The sequence below is a fragment of the Synechococcus sp. Lug-A genome, assembly GCF_024345655.1.
Taxonomy (GTDB): Bacteria; Cyanobacteriota; Cyanobacteriia; order PCC-6307; family Cyanobiaceae; genus MW101C3.
The window spans coordinates 27444-43919 of sequence record NZ_JAGQBN010000007.1; the positions used below are offsets into that span (position 1 = coordinate 27444).

A 16476-nucleotide genomic window follows, 5' to 3' on the forward strand; every position below is an offset into this window, starting at 1 on the left:
TACAGTCCGCTGCGCCTAGATGCATATGGGATGCCCATCGGCAAGCTGCTGATCGCCAACCGGGGCGAAATCGCGCTGCGAATCCTGCGTTCCTGCCGAGAACTGGGCATTGCCACAGTGGCCATCTACAGCACTGTGGATCGCAACGCCCTGCACGTGCAGCTCGCCGATGAAGCGGTGTGCGTGGGCGAGGCGCCCAGCAGAAAGAGCTATCTCAACATTCCCAACATCATCGCGGCGGCCATCTCCCGCGGCGCTGACGCCATCCATCCCGGCTATGGCTTCCTGGCCGAAAACGACCGGTTTGCTGAGATCTGCGCCGCACACGGCCTCACCTTCGTGGGTCCTTCGGCGGAGGCGATCCGGGCGATGGGCGACAAATCCACCGCCAAGGCCACCATGCAGCGGGTGGGTGTTCCCACCGTGCCGGGCAGCGAGGGCCTGCTGGCCGATGCCGAGACGGCAGCGGCAGTCGCCGCGGCCATGGGCTATCCGGTCATGATCAAAGCCACCGCCGGTGGCGGCGGGCGGGGCATGCGGCTGGTGCCCGATGCCGACCAGCTCGAGAGCCTGTTCAAAGCGGCCCAGGGCGAGGCCGAGGCTGCCTTCGGCAATCCTGGCCTCTACATGGAAAAGTTCATCGACCGGCCCCGGCACGTGGAAGTGCAGGTGCTGGCCGACCGCCACGGCAACGTGGTGCATCTTGGGGAGCGCGACTGCTCGATCCAACGCCGTCACCAGAAGCTGCTGGAGGAAGCGCCCAGCCCGGCGCTTGATGCTGACCTGCGTCAGCGCATGGGGGAAGCGGCGGTGGCAGCGGCCCGCAGCATCACCTACGAGGGCGCCGGCACCGTGGAGTTCCTGCTCGACAAGAGCGGTGCCTTCTACTTCATGGAGATGAACACCCGCATCCAGGTGGAGCACCCGGTCACGGAGATGGTGACCGGCATCGACCTGATCGCCGAGCAGCTGCATATCGCCGGTGGTGAGCCCCTCCGCATGCGGCAGGCCGATGTGCAGCTGCGCGGGCACGCCATTGAATGCCGCATCAACGCCGAGGATCCACAGAAGAATTTCCGGCCAGCGCCGGGGCGCATCTCCGGCTGGCTGCCTCCGGGCGGGCCTGGAGTGCGGGTCGACAGCCACGTCTACACGGGCTACGAGATTCCGGTTTTCTACGACTCCCTGATCGGCAAGCTGATCGTGTGGGCACCCGATCGTGAGGGCGCCATCCGGCGCATGCGGCGCGCGTTGATGGAATGCGCCATCACAGGCATCTCCACCACGATCGACTTCCACCTCAGCCTGCTGGACCGGCCCGAGTTTCAGCGCGGCGACATCCACACCAAGTTCGTGGAGCAGGAGATGCTGCCGGGCTGATGCCGGCAGATCAGCCAGTGGTTTGCCGAGGCTGGCAGTTCTGGCTGCTGGTTCGGGTCCGGCGCGATTCAGCCACCATTCTGTGACGGGCGGATTGTGGGTGGTGGTCCGGCCAGCACTCTGAGGCTGTCCTGTTCGCCCTGGGCGAAACGGTTCAGCCGGCCCCCAGGGTGGATCCATGCCGCGCCACAAGGGTGAGCAGGCCCTGCTGGCCCAGCAGCAACTCGCGCACCAGGCTGATCAACCCCACCCAGATCACCGGTGTCACGTCGACGCCACCGATCGGCGGCACCACGCGGCGGGTGGTGGCCAGCAGCGACTCCGTGGGCCAGCCGATCAACCGCATGGCGCCCCGCTGCAGATCGATCTGGGGGTACCAGGTGAGCACGATGCGGAACAGAAACAGCAGGGTCCAGGCGCCCAGCACCAGACCCAGCAGCAGGTTCAGCGCCGGCAGCGAACGCAGCAAGGTTGCAGCCGTCACAAAGCTCTAAGCAGAAAGGCCATTGATCGTAGGAAGCGGTGGCCCTTGACTAGGATCCCAGCCTCCACCAGCGCCACCATGACCCCTTCCCTCGCCAACTTCCTGAGCAGCCTCGTCTGGGGAGCGGTGATCGTGGTGATCCCCATCAGCATCGCGCTCGTGCTGATCAGCCAAACCGATCAGGTCGACCGCAAGCTCTGATCCGCTTGACCAACACGGCCAGCGCTCGCACAGGCAGACCCAAGCGTCGAGAAGCAGCACGGCCTTGAGCTACTGGAGGCCACGCCGGTCTCCAGTAGCAGTGCGTTGCAAAGATCCGCCGCAGAGCTCCACAGGATCGGCCTGCAGAACGCAACCGGCAGGCTCCCGTCACTGGCTTGATTGCTGCTCACCGTTGGTGCGGCAACGGTGAATGGGTCTTCCCGGCCGCGCTCTGGAGATGTCCCTAAAGTGCTTGAACGGGTTCTCCAGTCGGAGGATGCGGACGTCCGTTCTGCCTGAGGTCTTCCAGACGTGGTTAATGCCAGCCTGAACTGGGCGAGCATCGTCGGCATCGTGTTGGCCGTCGGCGGAGCCTTTCTCTATTTCATGAGGAGCTTCAAGCCCGCCCTCGCTCGCGACTACGACGTTTTCTTCGCGGCGATCGGCCTCCTCTGCGGTGGGATCCTCTTCTTCCAGGGCTGGCGCCTCGATCCGATCCTCCAGTTCGGTCAGTTTCTGCTGGCCGGCACCACCGTCTTTTTCGCCTACGAGAGCGTGCGCCTGAGGGGCGTCACCACCGAGCAGGCCCGGCGCTCCTCCTTCTTCGACGACGACGAACCCCTGCCACCTCCCGCCCGTGGCCGCATGGGTGGCGGCGACTGGAACCCCGATGTCGACCGCCTGGAAGAACCCCAGCCCCTGCGCCGCAGGATCCGTTCACGCGAAGCGGAACCCGAAGACGACGACTTCTACCGTCCGCGCCGCACCGCGCGCCCTGCCATCCCCGAGCGGGCCGCCAGCCGCCGCCCCGCCGACACCGACGACTGGGATCCTGCCCCCCGCTCCCCCCGCGTGGACGACCGCCCGGCCGCTGTGGATCCCGGCTTCCGCGCAGGCTCATCCCCCCGCAGCACTGCAGCCCCCAGCTCAGGCCCCGCCTTCGGCGCTCGCCGTCGTGATCGGGATGTGGCTGCGGAGCCGCGGCGAGGCACCCGCCCTACCGCCAGCAGCGAGTCTGTTCCCCGCTCCAGCCGGCGCACCGGCAACGCCCCTGTTCCGGGTGCCGGTCCACTGCCCGGCGGCGCTGAGCCCTCGTCACGGCCCGCAGCCGGGGTACCCATGGGTTCACCGCTGCGCGGCGGTCTTGGCGGTGCACCAGCCTCCGGCAGCACCCCTGATCCGGCCAGCGACGCGGATTACACACCGTTGCGCTCCAGCAGCAGCGCCAGTGCTCGAAATGAGTCCGGTCCTGCCGGTGCCCGCAATGCCTCCAGCAGCGCTCGCCCTGGCTCCAGCCGCGACAACAGCTCCCGTTTCGACGACTGACCCCCAGCCACCGGTGAGAGCTCTGGGCTGGGGCCAGCCATGCCCCCTGCGCTGGGTGCCCTGGCTGTTGGCCCTGCAGCTGGTGGTCTGGCTCTCAGGCTGCGGGCTGGGCCCGAGCAGCCGGCCGGCCCCCTCCACCGGCCTCGGACCCGAGGCGCGCCAGGAGCCGGCATTGAGCGGGGATGGCCGGCTGCTGGCCACCCTGGTGGAGCGCGGCGGGCGCACCACCGTGCTGCTCCAGGATCGGCTCAGCGGCAGAGTGATTCCCCTGCGCCACCTGCAGCGGCAGCAGCCCCACAGCTCCCCGTCGTTGAGCTGGAACGGTCGCTACCTGGCCGTGATCGTGCAGCGGGGTGAGCGGCGCCTGGCGGTGATCGAGGACCGTGCCAACGGCCGTGGCACTCCCCTGCCCCTGCCGGGAGGCCAGGAGCCCGAGCGACTCAGCCTGGCCCCGGACGGCCGGCGCCTCGCCATGCAGTTGGTGCGCGGCGGCCAGCGGCAGGTGGAACTGTTCGATCTCAGTGGTCTGCTCGAACCCGATCTGCCGCCCGGGCTGGCAGTGCCGGGGCGATGAGGGAGCCGCCGACCCTGGTTGTTGGATTGCTGCTGGTCGGTCTGGCCGGCTGCAGTGCCTCCCCCCTGCGGCCGCTGGTACCGATCAACCAGGCCCTGGAGCAAGCCGGCGCCACTGGGCGTGAGCCGTCCCTGGCCAGCGGGTGGCTGGCCCTGATCAGCGGCCGCCAGGGCCGGGAGCAGGTGGTTCTGGTCGATCTGCGGACCAACCGGCCGGTTCCCGTGCCGGGACTGAACCGCCCCGATGCCCAACCGGTGAGCGCCAGCGTGGATGGGAGCGGCGAGCGGCTGGCGGTGGTGCGGCAGCGGGACGGCCGCACCGAGCTGGGGCTGTACCGGCGCTCGATCCAGGGGTTTCAGCCTCTGCCGCTGGATCCAGCGGGGGTGCCGCGCCAGGTGAGCCTCAGCGGCGATGGGCGCCAGCTGGCGGTGGAGGTGAGCCGCGGCGGGATCTGGCAGGTGGACCTGCTGGAGCTGCCATGAACCGGAAACCCGGCGCGATGGCCGGCCCCGGCATGGGTCATCAGGCAGGTGCGACGGCGGAGTGGGGGCCCTCACAGCCTGCTGTGGAAGCATGGCTGAGGCAGGAGATGGGCACGGCATGACCGAATCACGAAGAATGGAATCAACGCCCTCGCCGGGCAACAAGGTCGGAACCGCCGCTGGCGTCAACGGTGCCGATCGGAAGGTTCCGCGTGGCCTGTGGCTGGCCTCTCTGGCCCTCTTCGTGGTGTTCTTCCTGAGCGCCTCCTACCGCCATTACACCCTTTCTTCCAGTGCCTTCGACCTCGGCATCTTTGATCAGGCTGTGTACCTGATCAGCCAGGGATTGCCACCGATCTCCTCCTACCTGGGCTTTCACATTCTTGGCGATCATGCCTCATGGATCTTCTACCCCCTGAGTTTGCTGTACAGGATTCATCCATCGGTTCAGTGGCTGTTCGCCGTTCAGGCATTCAGCCTGGCAATCAGTGGGCCAATCGTCTATCTGATCGCGAAAGATTTTCGACTGAGCGATCAGGACGCAAGGCTGATGGCCTTCATCTACTTCCTCTATCCGGTGGTGATCAATGCAAGTGTTTCCGACTTCCATCCCGAAATCATTGCCATTCCATTTCTCTTCCTGGCCATCTACAGCCAGCGGAGAGGCCATCTCTGGATGACCCTTCTGGCGATCGGAGTGGTGTTGGCCTGCAAGCAGGCCCTGGCGCTCACATGCATCGGGCTTGGTGCCTACTTCCTGATCAGGCGGGACCGCAGGACAGGCCTGTTGGTGATGGGCCTGTCCACCTTCTACCTCGCCCTGATCATTTCGGTCGTTACCCCATCATTCGGGGGTGGGGTGATTAAGCACGACTGGATTGGCCGGTTTTTCAGCTATCTCGGTAATTCCCACCAAGAGGTGGTCACTACCATCCTGTTCAACCCGATGGTTCTGATTCGCCATCTGTTCTCCGTTGAGAATGCCTTCTACCTGTTCCTGCTGATTCTCCCTGTCATCTTCACCAGCAACATCAAGGCATTTCCTGAACTGACGGGTGCCATTCCTGCGCTGTTGCTGAATCTGCTGAGCGATCACCCCAATCACAAGGGGCTCATGCTCCATTACAGTTTGCCGATTGTTCCGTTCATCATTCTGTTTGCGATTTCCTCGCGAACCTACGGCTTTCCCAAGATCCGATCCAGCCTTTTGCTTGCGTGGGCTGTCCTGTGCATGTTCGGGTTAACGAAGTTCATCAGGATCATGACGAACCATTCGTCTTTCGAGCGGATTGAAGAGGCCCATCGCGTTGTGTCGTTGATTCAGCCAGACTCGGCAGTCCTGGCTCCCATCGACATCGCTCCCCACCTCTCCCATCGAAGAGTGATCAGCAAGCGCCTGCACAGTGATGGCGAGCGGTACATGACATCAAAGTTCATGCAGCACTACGACTACATTCTGCTGAATGGCTCCGATTCGAAGAAGGATCGCGTGCTGCAACGGCGACTCAAGGCCGATCAATCCTTCCGCATGATCTACCAATCTCCTGATTTCATGCTCTTTCGCACCAATCGCCCCCTGCCCTGGTCACCATCGGTGCTCAAATCGGTGGATGTGTTCTCATGACAACCCCGCCCCAAGCCAGGCTCAGGGCACCAGGCCAGCCCAGTGCAGGAAGGTGTCACCGCTGAGGGCTTCGATCAGCAGCACGGAGGCAAAGCCGATCATCGCGAAGCGGCCATTGACCCGTTCGGCATAACCGCTCCAGCCGAAGGCAGGGGCATCGGCCGTGGTGGCGCTTGTGGGAGCTGGCACGGCGAGATCTGCCGCTGGAGCAGTGGCTTGGTCGGTGGCGGGTTCCGGATCGGTGGGCATGGGGCGTTCAGGTGCGAGTGAAGTCATAGCCGGTGGCCGGCAGCAGGCGCCAGCCGCCCTGGCCGTCCAGTTCGAGCACGGTGTCGTGGAAGGCGGCCAGGGTGGGGCGGTGGCCCACGCTCACAAAGGCCATGTCCCGCTCGGTGAGCAACTTGTAGAGATGCTTCTCGGTGTTCACATCGAGGGCACTGGTGGCCTCATCGAGCACCACGAACCGCGGCGAGTTGAGCAGCAACCGGGCGAAGGCCAGGCGCTGCTGCTCGCCGAGGGAGAGGAGGCGGGGCCAGTCCTGCTTGATGTCGAGGTCGGGGTAGCGGCGCACCAGCTCCGGCAGCCGCACCTCTTCCAGGACGCTGCGCAGGTGGTCGTCGCTGAAGCGCTCGGGCTGCTGGGGGTAGCAGAGCTGTTCCCGCAGGCTGCCCAGGATCATGTAGGGCTTCTGGGGAATGAACAACAACTCCGCCAGCGGTGGCCGCTCCACCGTGCCGGCCGCAGCCGGCCACAGGCCACTCACCATGCGCAGAAACGAGGTTTTGCCGCAGCCGCTGGGGCCCACCACCAGCAACCGCTGAGCAGGGCCCACCTCCAGGCTGATGTCGTGAATCAGGCGGCGGTCTGTGTGGGGTGGCACCAGATCCGCATGCTTCACGAGGATGGTCTGGTGTGAGGCATCTGCCAGCAGTGAATCCTGGTAGCTGCGTTCGCGGGCCTGGCTGCCGATCTCATCCACCTTGAGCTGGAAGCCCTCCAGGCGGCTGATGCTCGCGGAAAAGGCCGCCAGGCGATCGATGTTGTTGACGATGTAACTGACCGAGAACAACACCTGACTGAAGGCGATGCTGGCCTGCCCGAACACGCCGAAATCAACTTCCTTTGCGAAATAGACCGGAGCGATCACCAGCCAGGGCAGAAAGCGCGAGAAGTAGTCGTAGGAGCGCTGGATCACCTGGATCAGCGCCTCCCACACGATCAGCTTGTTGTAGTTCACGATCGCACCACTCAGCCGGCGCTCCGCCTCTTTGCCTTCCTGCTGCTCACCGCGATAGAAGGCAATCGACTCGGCGTTGTCGCGGATGTGAACGAGGCCATAGCGGAAATCGGCCTCCAGCTTCAGCTGCTGATAGTTCAACGCCACCAGCTTGCGGCTGGCGAACACGATCAGTGCGGTGCCGCCCAATGAATAGGCCAGCAGGAGCAGCGCGAGATTCACGCTGATGCTCCACAGCACAATGATGAAGCTCACGAAGGTGAGCAGCGCGGAGAGGATCTCCACCGTGACGCTCAAGCTGGTGCCAGTGAAGCTGGCAGTGTCCTGAGAAATCCGCTGGTCAGGGTTATCGATCTCCTGCAGGGATTCGTCGTTGGGATTGAGGATGTAATAGGCGCGGTTCGAGAGGTAGCGGGTGAGCAGGCGACCGCTCAACCACTCGCGCCACAGCAGGCCAAGCTTGGGGATCAGGTAGCTCTGCGTGGCGCGGATCGGCAGAGCCAGCACCAGGCAGAAGGCATAAATCGCCACGATCTTCCAGAAGCCGTCCTGGTCGTAGGCCACCAGGGCGTTATCAACGTTGCGGGCCACAAAGCTGATGCCCACGTTGATGCCGTTGATCACCAGGATCAACAACGTGATCACGCCGATCAACAGCCAGGGAAGCCAGCGGCCCTGGCGCAGCTTCGCCCGGAAGCTGCTGAACACAGCCAGGCCGCCGGCGAACAGGGCCATCACTACCGGACCGATCGGGCCGCTCCAGAGCGCGGCCACCTGCTCGGGCACCCCTGGCAAGAAGCGGCTGCGCAGATCGGGGATGAGCACACCCGCGGCGGCCACCGAGCCGGTGAGCAGCAGCAGGGTGACGCCCACCACCACCGCAAGCAGGGACAGCACCAGCAGCAGGAATTGCCAGGAACTGCTCTCCTCCAGCGGGAGGAAGTAAGGCTGGGCCAGGCGCTGCAGCTTGCCGAGCTGCTCGCGGAACGCCTTGAAGAAGCTCATGGACCGTGACAGGTCCGCCCATTGTCGCCGCTGGCAGGGAGCGGTGGGAGGGGGCGGTCAGCCCGGTGGCCAGTGCAGCGGACGGCCACCGATCACATGCACATGCAGGTGAAAGACGGTCTGGCCGGCTTCGGCGCCGTTGTTGATGACGGTGCGCCACCCCTTGAGCCCCTCCTGGCGGGCCACCCTGGCGGCCACCAGCAGCAGATGCCCCAGCAGGGCCTCGTGTTCCTCCCCTGCGGCATTGAGATTCACCAGGGGTTCACGTGGGATCACCAGCACGTGCACCGGCGCCTGGGGGTTCACATCGCGGAAGGCCAGGCAGAGGTCGTCGGCGTGGACCTGATCGCAGGGGATCTCACCGCGCAGGATCCGCCCGAAGATCGTGTCGGCCGCGGGTGGGGTGCTGGAGGCCATGACGCCACAGGGCAGGACAGGGCGGGAACCGGTGAGGTGACCCTGGTTTCCGATCGATGTTGGCACGCTGCAACAGCGCCGCCCTGCTGGGACTGGAGGCGGCGCCGGTGGTGGTGGAGGTGGACATCGCCCCGGGCCTGCCGGCCCTGCAGCTGGTGGGCCTCTCCGACACCGCCGGCCGCGAATCCCGCGAGCGGGTGCGGGCGGCGCTGCGCAACAGCGGCTTCCGGCCCCCGCTCACCCGGGTGATCGTGAGCCTGGCTCCAGCCGACCTGCGCAAGGAGGGGCCCGCCTTCGATCTGCCGATCGCCCTGGGCGTGCTGCTGGCCAGCGGCCAGCTCGATCCCCAGCGGCTGATCGGCGTCTGGAGCACCGGCGAGCTGGGCCTCGATGGCACCCTGCGGCCTGGGCGCGGGACGCTGGCCCTGGCCCTGGCCGCCAGGCAGGCCGGCGCGCGGGCCCTGGTGGTGCCGGCCGCCAACGGCGCTGAGGCGTCCCTGGTGGAGGGGCTCACGGTATGGCCGGCCGAAACGCTGCAGCAGGTGGCCCAGCTGCTCTTGGATCCAGCCCTCGCCTGCCCCTGCCGGCCCGCCGCAGGTAAGCCGGTAGGAGCAGGCGAGGGGGCAGCGGCGGATCTGGCCGATGTGCGGGGGCAGCACCACGGCCGGCGGGCGCTGGAGATCGCCGCAGCCGGACACCATCACCTGCTGCTGGTGGGCCCTCCGGGCAGCGGCAAGACGATGCTGGCCCGCCGCCTGCCGGGACTGCTGCCACCGCTGCCGCCGGAGGAAGCACTCGAGCTCACCCAGGTGGTCTCCGTGGCAGGTCTGCTGAGCGGCGAGGCGGGCCTGATCCGCCAGCGGCCCTTCCGCGCCCCCCACCACAGCTGCACCGCCACGGCCCTGGTGGGAGGCGGGGCGTTGCCGCGGCCAGGTGAACTGTCGCTGGCCCATCACGGCGTGCTGTTTCTCGACGAGCTGGCTGAATTCCAGCGGGCCGTGCTCGATCAGCTGCGCGAGCCGCTGGAGGAGGGGGAGGTCTGGATCAGCCGCCAGCGCCAGCGAACCCGCTTCCCCTGCCGGATAGCGCTGGTGGCGGCCACCAATCCCTGCCCGTGCGGCTGGTTCGGCGATCCGCTGCGCAGCTGCCAATGCCCGGAAGGGGTGCGCCAGCGTTACTGGGCGCGCCTGTCGGGGCCACTGCTGGATCGGATCGATCTTCAGGTGGTGATGCGGCGCCTGGAGGCTGATGAGCTGGTGGGGCTTCCCGCCGCCAGCGGCGAGGGCGGCGGCCATAGCCCACCGCCCAGCAGCGGGGCGGTGGCGGAGCGGGTGCGGCAGGCGCGCGAACGGATGACGCGGCGAAACCCGGCAGGGCAAGCGAACAGCGCCTTGACGGGCGAGGCTCTTCGGCAGCATCTGGCGTTGTCGGCGGCGGCGCTGGAGCGCTGGCGCGGCGCGATCCGGCAGCGGCGGCTCTCGGCCCGTTCAGCCGAACGGCTGGTGCGGGTGGCGCGCACGATCGCTGATCTCGAAGCCAGCAACGAGGTGCAGGCCTCCCACCTGGCGGAAGCCCTCACCTATCGCTCCTTCGATCAGCTACAAACCGGCACCGACCAGCTGCTGAGTGGAGGCAAGCAGCAGGTCCGGGGAGACACGGGTTGAACCATGGGCAGTCGGGAAGCGCCGCGGACTACACGCTCAAGCGCAGGCAGCCAGGCGATCGGCTGGATGAGGCGGCGAGTCAGAGAGGAGCGGGCCAGCCGGTTCAGCGGGCCAACGGGCTGAACCCCTGCCCCCGCCGCGGGGCGGATGGGACGGAGACCGGATAGGACCTGCCGCCGAACGGACAACACACGGCTGACAAAGCCGGGCTGACGACACAGGGCTGAGGACGCGGGACCGACGAAGCCGGACCTACCGAGCCGATGGCCAGGTTTCCTGGAAACACGAAAACCCCACGGAACAGAGGTTCCGCAGGGTTGAGCCGGCGTGGTGCTGGGAATGCGGCAGTGAGCGTTCCGAGCGGTCGGCTGGATCAGCGGCGGCGGCGGCGCTGCTGGGCCTTGCGCTTGTACTTCTCGGTGGGGGTTTCGTGGTGACGCAGGCGCTTGAGGTCGGCAAAGATCCCTGCCTTGGACACCTGACGCTTGAACCGGCGCAGCGCCGATTCGATGCCTTCATTTTCGCCGACGGTGACCTGGGTCATGAACCACGCAGTGGGGCTGGAGATTGCTCAATGTAGCAACTGCCTCCGCCCTGGCTTCACCGAGTGCGCGGTGCTGAGGTTGGCGCCGGCGGAACCACCGGGGGCGGCGACAGGGGAACAGCGGTGCGCGTGGCACCGGTAGCGGGCGCTGAGCCGGTCGGTGCTGCAGCACCCGCTGGCGATGAGGGCCGCGGGACGGTGGTGCTGGGCGCTGTGGTGCTGGGCCCTGTGGAGGCAGGGGCCGTGGTACCGGGTGCCGTTGCACCGGGAACCGCCGTGCGTGGAGCGGTGGTGCTGGGGGTAGTGCTTCGAGGAGTGCTGCTGCCGGGGACCGCAGGCGCGGAAGTGGGGCGGGCGGCTGGGGTCGTGGGCTGTGGTGTTGTGGCCCCTGGTGTTCCACGGCCCGCAGGGGCGGGAGCGGTGCTGCCAGGAGCTGTGCCCCCTGGTGCACCCGATCCGGCCGGGGCGGCCGTTGTTTCGCCCGGCCAGTTATCGCGATAGATGTAGACGTGGCCGAGGGCACGGGTGCCGAAGTGACGGCGCTTCAGGCGCCACCCCGGCTCCGGTGTGAACTGAAGGAAGCCGGCGGCCTGGCCGTTGGTACGAGCCAGGATCATCTCGGGGCCGGTTTTGCCACGGTGCGGCGTGGCCAGCAGGATGTTGTCGTTGCCGCTGCGCACCACACTGATCCGATACACGGTGGCCAGATCGTTGTCACCCACCCGCAGCGAATAGCCGTTGGCGTCGATGTAGCGGGTGCAGATGCCGGTGAAGTCGAAGGTGCCCAGCAACGGATCGACGCGGGCCGGATTGGCGCCGGACACAGCGAAGCAGGGACGGCGGTTGGTGACCTGTTCATAGATGTTGAGCTGGGCGCGACTGCCGTCCCCGATCGGCGCGGCCACCAGCACGAAGCGCTCCTGCGCCACATCTCGGGCACCGAACAGCGCCCCTTGGGCATGGAGGGGTGCAAGGGACCCGCCCACCGCAACGACGCCGAGCGCGGACAGGAATGGCAGGGCGCGGATCGGCCGGAGATGTCGCATCGGAGGTGCCCAGCGGCAGGAGGTGCCGATGGTAGAAGTGAGGCCCGAGGGTGCCAGCCCCCCTTAGGCCGGCTTGTTGAGACGAATTGCGACCAGCAGGCTGAGGACCGTGCCGGGCAGGCAAGCCGCCAGGATCAGACGGGTGGTGGCGACCCCGAGATCTGGGTCGCCATAGGAGAGCTCAAACACCGAGCCTGTGGCGGCGATGCCCAGCAGGCAGGCGAGCGCCAGGAACACCCCGGCAAACGGTTTCATCGGCATTGGGCGTCAGCGCAGGGAGTGGACGGCGGCGCGCTCGAACCCGTGCTCCTTGAGCCCATCGTTGAGGCTCAGTTCATCGGTGACGCGGTCGACGAACAGCACTCCATGGAGATGGTCCATCTCATGGAGCAGGCAGCGGGCCAGCAGGCCATCGGCCTTGATCCGCCGGGGCCTGCCGTGCTCGTCACGGAAGCTCACCTCGGCGGTGGTGGGACGAACCACCTGCAGATACACGCCGGGAATGCTCAGGCAACCTTCTTCATAGGTGGTGAGCGAGCCGCTGGTGGCGCCAATCTCGGGGTTGATGAACACCTGGGGCGGGGTGGCCGGGTTCTCGGGATCGAGATCGATCACCACGAGCTGCTTGTGGACACCCACCTGGGGCGCGGCCAGGCCGATGCCATGGGCGGCATACATGCTGCGGAGCATGTCGCGGGCGAGATCCCGCACCGCTTCATCCACCTTGCTGATGCGTTTGGCCGGTTGGCGCAGCGCGGCATCGCCGAGGGTGTGAATGGTCAGCGGGGGGTGATCCAGCACCTCCTTGGAGACGTGAACCCCACGGCTGGTGAGCTCCGCCTGGCGGGCCATTTTGGCGAAGCTGCTGGCCAAGGCATCACCTGAAACGATGGGTGAATTCTAGAAGGTGCGTGTGGGGGGGAACTGGAGCCCGGCCGAGCCCGCAGCGTTGCCGGCCCGGGTGGCGGTGGAGGCGGCACCCACGGTGAAGGAGCCGCTGCTGCACGGACAGGAGCTGTTCTGGCTGGAGCAGCGGCCCCTGGAGCAGGGCCGCGTCACCCTGCTGTGGCGCCAGCGGCCCGGTGGCCCCAGCCAGGAGCTCACCCCCGCCCCCTGGAACCTGCGCAGCCGGGTGCACACCTATGGCGGCGGCGTGGTGGCGGTGGGAAGCGTGGCCGGCGGCACCACCGTGGTGTTCGTCAACGACGGCGACCGCTGCCTGTGGGCGCTGGAGTTGCCGGCGGAGGCCCCCGTGATGCCGGAGCCGTCCCTGCCGCAGCCGCCCTTGCCGGAGCCGAGGCGGCTCACCGCACCAGCGGCCCGGGCTTTCGCCGACGGCCTGATCGACGGCCCGCGCCGGCGCTGGATCGGCGTCATGGAGTGCGATGGCGTCGATCAACTGGTGGCCGTGCCGCTCGCGGGCGGAGAGCCCGTGTTCCTGCACCAGCCCACCGACTTCTGCGGCAACGCCGTGCTCAGCCCCCATGGCAGCCATCTGGCCTGGGTGGAATGGCAGCAGCCGTTCATGCCCTGGGACCGCAGTCAGCTGTGGCTGGGCCGCTTTGACGCCCGCGGGGTGCTGCACGACTGCCGGCCGCTGGCCGGGGGCGCCGCCACCGGGCCCACCGCCGCCGATGTGTCGGTGGTGCAACCGCTCTGGCTGCCGACTGGCGACCTGGTGGTGGCCACGGACCGCAGCGGCTGGTGGAACCTGGAGCGCCTGCCGGCGGCAGAGCGCCTGACGGCGGTGGAGCCCTCGGTGGCGGCCGGGCCGCTGCCCCTAACAGTGGCCTCCCCACCCCCCACCACTGCCTTGCACTGGCAGCCGCTGTTGCCGATGGAGGCGGAATTCGGTCTCCCGGCCTGGGTGTACGGGCGGCGCACCACGGGCTGGGATGGCCAGCAACTGGTGGCGGCGGTCTGCCGGGCCGGCCGCTGGGAACTCGGCACCATCGCTCTGCCGGAGCCAGGCGCCGCCGAGGGGCGCTGGCAGCCGCTCGCCCAGCCCTTTGACGCACTCGATGGCCTCAGTGCCGGCGGCGGCCGGGTGGTGGCCGTGGCCGCCGATGCCGTCACCCCACAGGGCCTGCTGGAGATCGATCTTCACCACGGCAGCTGGAGCCACACCCCGGCGGGTGGGGCCGGATCAGCAGGAGCGCCGGCGAGGACAACACCCCTGACGGCGGAAGCGATCAGCACCCCGCAGGCGCTCTGGTTCAAGGGGCACGGCGGCCTGCCCACCCACGCCTGGTACTACCCGCCGATCGGCGGCGCCCAGCCGCTGGCCCCCTTGCTTGTGAAGAGTCACAGCGGGCCCACCGCCATGGCCGGCACGGGGCTGAATCTGGCGGTTCAGTTCTGGACCAGCCGCGGCTGGGGCGTGGTGGACGTGAACTACGGCGGGTCCACGGGCTTCGGCAGGGCCTACCGCGATCGTCTCGCCGGCCAATGGGGTGTGGTGGACGTGAGCGACTGCGCCGCGGCGGCCACCGCGCTGGTGGCGGCGGGTGCGGCGAGCCCGGAGCGCCTCGCGATCGAGGGCGGCAGCGCCGGCGGATTCACCACCCTGGCGGCGCTCTGCTTCACCGACGTGTTCCGCGCCGGGGCCTGCCGCTACGGGGTGGCCGATCTGGCGGCGCTGGTGCGCAGCACCCATCGCTTCGAGGCCGGCTATCTCGAGGGCCTAGTGGGCCCGTGGCCGGCGGCCCAGGCGCTCTATGCGCAGCGCTCGCCGTTGCACCATGCCGGCCGGATGCGCTGCCCGGTGATCTTTTTCCAGGGCCTCGACGACGAGGTGGTGCCACCCGAGCAGACCGACGCCATGGCTGCGGCCCTCGCGGCCAACGGCCTGGCGGTGGAGGTGCGTCGGTTCGCCGGTGAAGGCCATGGCTTTCGCCGCCCGGAGGTGCGCATCGAGGTGCTGGAGGCCACCGAGGCCTTCTTTCGCCGGCAGTTCGGCCTGTGAGGCTTCCGGACGCTGTGGAATCGCTGCTGCGGGGCTGGCACTGGCCGTTGCTGGCGTTGGTGGTGCTGGTGGTGCTGCTGCTGCTGGGGCGCCTGATCGGCAACCGGCTCGGGATGAAGCGCTGGGGTCTGCCGGAGGCGCTGCTGGCCGGCGGCCTCGGGCTGCTGCTGGCCCCGGCAGGGCTGCTGCCGCTGGTGCCACAGCCGGTGATCGACCTCTGGAACCAGTTGCCGCTGCCACTGCTCACGCTGGTGTTCGCCAGCCTGCTGCTGGGCAAGCCGTTGCCAAAGCTGGGTGGGCTGTGGCGGCCGCTTTCCGGGCAGGTGCTGATGGCCCTCACGCTCGCCTTCGGCCAGTTCCTGGTGGGCGGGCTGGCGGTGCTGCTGGTGCTGCAGCCCCTGCTGGGCACGAGTCCGGTGATGGCGCTGCTGATCGAGGTGGCCTACGAGGGTGGGCATGGCTCGGCGGCGGCGATGGGCCCCACCTACGAGCGCCTGGGGCTGGAGGGCGGCCAGGCCTTGGGGCTGGCGATGGCCACGGTGGGGCTGCTGGCCTCCACCGTGGTCGGCGGGCTGGTGGTGGTGCTGGCGCGGGCACGGGGCTGGCTCAGCTTCGGCGCCGCGATCCCGTTGCAGGAGGCGATGGAGATCGTGGTGGAGCAGACCCCACCGCTGGAGGCGATCCCTGCCGACCAACCCCTTGAGGAAGGCACGTTGGAACTGCCGGCCTGGTGGCGGCAGGGGGCGGACTGGGCGGTGAACATGGCCCTAGCGGGCATCGCCGTGGCGATCGGCTGCGGTCTGCTGGCAGCACTCCGCTGGGGCGCCGATCGCAGCGGTGGGGTGTTCGCCATGGTGATCGACGCGCTGCCGGTGTTCCCGCTGGCGCTGGTGGGATCGCTGCTGGTGCGGCTGGCTTTGGAGAAAAGCGGCCAGGAGCGCTGGGTGTCCACACCGATCCAGAGCCAGACCGGCACGCTGGCGGCGGATCTGCTGATCACAGCGGCCACGGCCTGCCTCGACCTGCGGCTGCTGGCCGCCGACTGGCTGCCGCTGACGGTGCTGGCGCTGGCGGGCCTGCTCTGGAACCTGGCGGTGGTGCTGCTGCTGGCCCCGCGGATCCTGCCGGCCGACTGGTTTGAGCGAGCGATTCTGGAATTCGGCCAGGCCACCGGCGTGGCCGCCAGCGGCCTGTTGCTGCTGCGCATGGCCGACCCGGACGATCGCAGCGAAGCGGTGACGGCCTTTTCGATCAAGCAGTTGCTGCTGCAGCCCCTGCTGGCCGGCGGCGTGATCACCGTGGTGGCCCCGCTGGTGGTGGTGGGCTGGGGACTGCCGGCCTGGACCTCCCTCTGCCTGGTGCTTGTGCTGCTCTGGATCGCTCTGGGGCTCGTTCTGGCACAGCAGGCAAATACTGACTGACACGCGCGGCTTTGAGAGTGGCAATCAAGGCACCGGCCAAGAAAAATCCAGGCAATCAAGTCTGCAAGCAATGCTTGTAACCCAACAATGCTCGCGTCGGCCCTTC

The 16476-nt window shown here is 67.8% G+C and carries 17 protein-coding genes; 9 read left to right on the forward strand and 8 right to left on the reverse strand.

Going from position 1 to position 16476, the window contains the following annotated elements; genetic code table 11:
* Positions 1-30: 30 nt before the first annotated feature.
* Positions 31-1380 carry an acetyl-CoA carboxylase biotin carboxylase subunit gene (accC, locus tag KBY86_RS06645; RefSeq protein WP_094512756.1) on the forward strand — a complete coding sequence of 450 codons (1350 nt, stop codon included), beginning with the start codon at positions 31-33 and terminating at the stop codon, positions 1378-1380.
* A 154-nt stretch (positions 1381-1534) separates the two neighbouring features.
* On the opposite strand, the gene KBY86_RS06650 is transcribed toward accC, so the two are convergent.
* Positions 1535-1864, reverse strand: coding sequence for a YggT family protein (locus KBY86_RS06650; protein WP_094512755.1), 330 nt, complete (start codon positions 1862-1864; stop codon positions 1535-1537).
* A 78-nt stretch (positions 1865-1942) separates the two neighbouring features.
* Here KBY86_RS06650 and psbX point away from each other — a divergent pair, with 78 nt between their 5' ends.
* From psbX to KBY86_RS06675, 5 genes are all read left to right on the forward strand, one after another.
* Positions 1943-2065, forward strand: a complete 123-nt coding sequence (psbX, locus tag KBY86_RS06655; protein WP_094512754.1) for a photosystem II reaction center X protein — start codon at positions 1943-1945, stop codon at positions 2063-2065.
* A 312-nt stretch (positions 2066-2377) separates the two neighbouring features.
* Complete coding sequence (locus KBY86_RS06660) at positions 2378-3391, forward strand: Ycf66 family protein (RefSeq protein WP_255140635.1); 1014 nt, start codon at positions 2378-2380, stop codon at positions 3389-3391.
* A gap of 55 nt (positions 3392-3446) precedes the next feature.
* A complete protein-coding gene (locus tag KBY86_RS06665; protein WP_255140636.1) occupies positions 3447-3965 on the forward strand; it encodes a Tol biopolymer transporter periplasmic protein in 519 nt (172 codons plus the stop codon).
* Entirely contained in the window at positions 3962-4447 is a 486-nt protein-coding gene (locus KBY86_RS06670; RefSeq protein ID WP_255140637.1) for a hypothetical protein, read from the forward strand. Before KBY86_RS06665 ends, KBY86_RS06670 begins: the two co-directional genes overlap by 4 nt.
* Before the next feature lie 91 nt (positions 4448-4538).
* A complete protein-coding gene (locus KBY86_RS06675; RefSeq protein WP_255140638.1) occupies positions 4539-6071 on the forward strand; it encodes a DUF2079 domain-containing protein in 1533 nt (510 codons plus the stop codon).
* A 21-nt stretch (positions 6072-6092) separates the two neighbouring features.
* Here the strand turns inward: KBY86_RS06675 and KBY86_RS06680 are convergent, their stop codons facing one another.
* The 3 genes from KBY86_RS06680 to KBY86_RS06690 are packed head-to-tail and all read right to left on the reverse strand — an operon-like array spanning position 6093 to position 8730.
* Positions 6093-6320 carry a chlorophyll a/b-binding protein gene (locus tag KBY86_RS06680; RefSeq protein WP_255140639.1) on the reverse strand — a complete coding sequence of 76 codons (228 nt, stop codon included), beginning with the start codon at positions 6318-6320 and terminating at the stop codon, positions 6093-6095.
* 7 nt (positions 6321-6327) lie between these two features.
* Positions 6328-8313, reverse strand: coding sequence for an ABC transporter ATP-binding protein/permease (locus KBY86_RS06685; protein WP_255140640.1), 1986 nt, complete (start codon positions 8311-8313; stop codon positions 6328-6330).
* A 57-nt stretch (positions 8314-8370) separates the two neighbouring features.
* A complete protein-coding gene (locus KBY86_RS06690; protein WP_255140641.1) occupies positions 8371-8730 on the reverse strand; it encodes a histidine triad nucleotide-binding protein in 360 nt (119 codons plus the stop codon).
* Positions 8731-8786: 56 nt separating this feature from the next.
* Between KBY86_RS06690 and KBY86_RS06695 the strand changes: the two genes are divergently transcribed.
* Entirely contained in the window at positions 8787-10394 is a 1608-nt protein-coding gene (locus KBY86_RS06695) for a YifB family Mg chelatase-like AAA ATPase (RefSeq protein ID WP_255140642.1), read from the forward strand.
* A gap of 373 nt (positions 10395-10767) precedes the next feature.
* Here the strand turns inward: KBY86_RS06695 and rpsU are convergent, their stop codons facing one another.
* The 4 genes from rpsU to def all read right to left on the reverse strand — a co-directional run bounded on the left by rpsU (position 10768) and on the right by def (position 12857).
* Complete coding sequence (rpsU, locus tag KBY86_RS06700; RefSeq protein WP_006172073.1) at positions 10768-10938, reverse strand: 30S ribosomal protein S21; 171 nt, start codon at positions 10936-10938, stop codon at positions 10768-10770.
* 56 nt (positions 10939-10994) lie between these two features.
* Positions 10995-11984: a DUF3747 domain-containing protein gene (locus tag KBY86_RS15225; protein WP_315855841.1), complete on the reverse strand. Its 990-nt coding sequence runs from the start codon at positions 11982-11984 to the stop codon at positions 10995-10997.
* 63 nt (positions 11985-12047) lie between these two features.
* Positions 12048-12245: a hypothetical protein gene (locus KBY86_RS06710; protein ID WP_255101115.1), complete on the reverse strand. Its 198-nt coding sequence runs from the start codon at positions 12243-12245 to the stop codon at positions 12048-12050.
* Between the two features lie 6 nt (positions 12246-12251).
* Entirely contained in the window at positions 12252-12857 is a 606-nt protein-coding gene (def, locus tag KBY86_RS06715) for a peptide deformylase (protein ID WP_094512745.1), read from the reverse strand.
* Positions 12858-12897: 40 nt separating this feature from the next.
* Between def and KBY86_RS06720 the strand changes: the two genes are divergently transcribed.
* The gene (locus tag KBY86_RS06720; RefSeq protein WP_255140643.1) at positions 12898-14949 is read left to right on the forward strand and encodes a prolyl oligopeptidase family serine peptidase; all 2052 of its coding nucleotides are present in this window, start codon (positions 12898-12900) and stop codon (positions 14947-14949) included.
* Positions 14946-16370: a sodium/glutamate symporter gene (locus KBY86_RS06725; protein ID WP_255140644.1), complete on the forward strand. Its 1425-nt coding sequence runs from the start codon at positions 14946-14948 to the stop codon at positions 16368-16370. The genes KBY86_RS06720 and KBY86_RS06725 overlap by 4 nt, the downstream gene beginning before the upstream one ends.
* Positions 16371-16476: the final 106 nt, after the last annotated feature.

What these genes read in the sequence shown, in the direction of transcription:
- accC (WP_094512756.1), top strand. Translation starts at nt 31, where the DNA reads ATGCCCATCGGCAAGCTGCTGATCGCCAACCGGGGCGAAATCGCGCTG.
- psbX (WP_094512754.1), top strand. Translation starts at nt 1,943, where the DNA reads ATGACCCCTTCCCTCGCCAACTTCCTGAGCAGCCTCGTCTGGGGAGCG.
- KBY86_RS06670 (WP_255140637.1), top strand. Translation starts at nt 3,962, where the DNA reads ATGAGGGAGCCGCCGACCCTGGTTGTTGGATTGCTGCTGGTCGGTCTG.
- KBY86_RS06675 (WP_255140638.1), top strand. Translation starts at nt 4,539, where the DNA reads ATGGCTGAGGCAGGAGATGGGCACGGCATGACCGAATCACGAAGAATG.
- KBY86_RS06680 (WP_255140639.1), bottom strand. Translation starts at nt 6,320, where the DNA reads ATGCCCACCGATCCGGAACCCGCCACCGACCAAGCCACTGCTCCAGCG.
- KBY86_RS06685 (WP_255140640.1), bottom strand. Translation starts at nt 8,313, where the DNA reads ATGAGCTTCTTCAAGGCGTTCCGCGAGCAGCTCGGCAAGCTGCAGCGC.
- KBY86_RS06690 (WP_255140641.1), bottom strand. Translation starts at nt 8,730, where the DNA reads ATGGCCTCCAGCACCCCACCCGCGGCCGACACGATCTTCGGGCGGATC.
- KBY86_RS06695 (WP_255140642.1), top strand. Translation starts at nt 8,787, where the DNA reads ATGTTGGCACGCTGCAACAGCGCCGCCCTGCTGGGACTGGAGGCGGCG.
- rpsU (WP_006172073.1), bottom strand. Translation starts at nt 10,938, where the DNA reads ATGACCCAGGTCACCGTCGGCGAAAATGAAGGCATCGAATCGGCGCTG.
- KBY86_RS15225 (WP_315855841.1), bottom strand. Translation starts at nt 11,984, where the DNA reads ATGCGACATCTCCGGCCGATCCGCGCCCTGCCATTCCTGTCCGCGCTC.
- KBY86_RS06710 (WP_255101115.1), bottom strand. Translation starts at nt 12,245, where the DNA reads ATGCCGATGAAACCGTTTGCCGGGGTGTTCCTGGCGCTCGCCTGCCTG.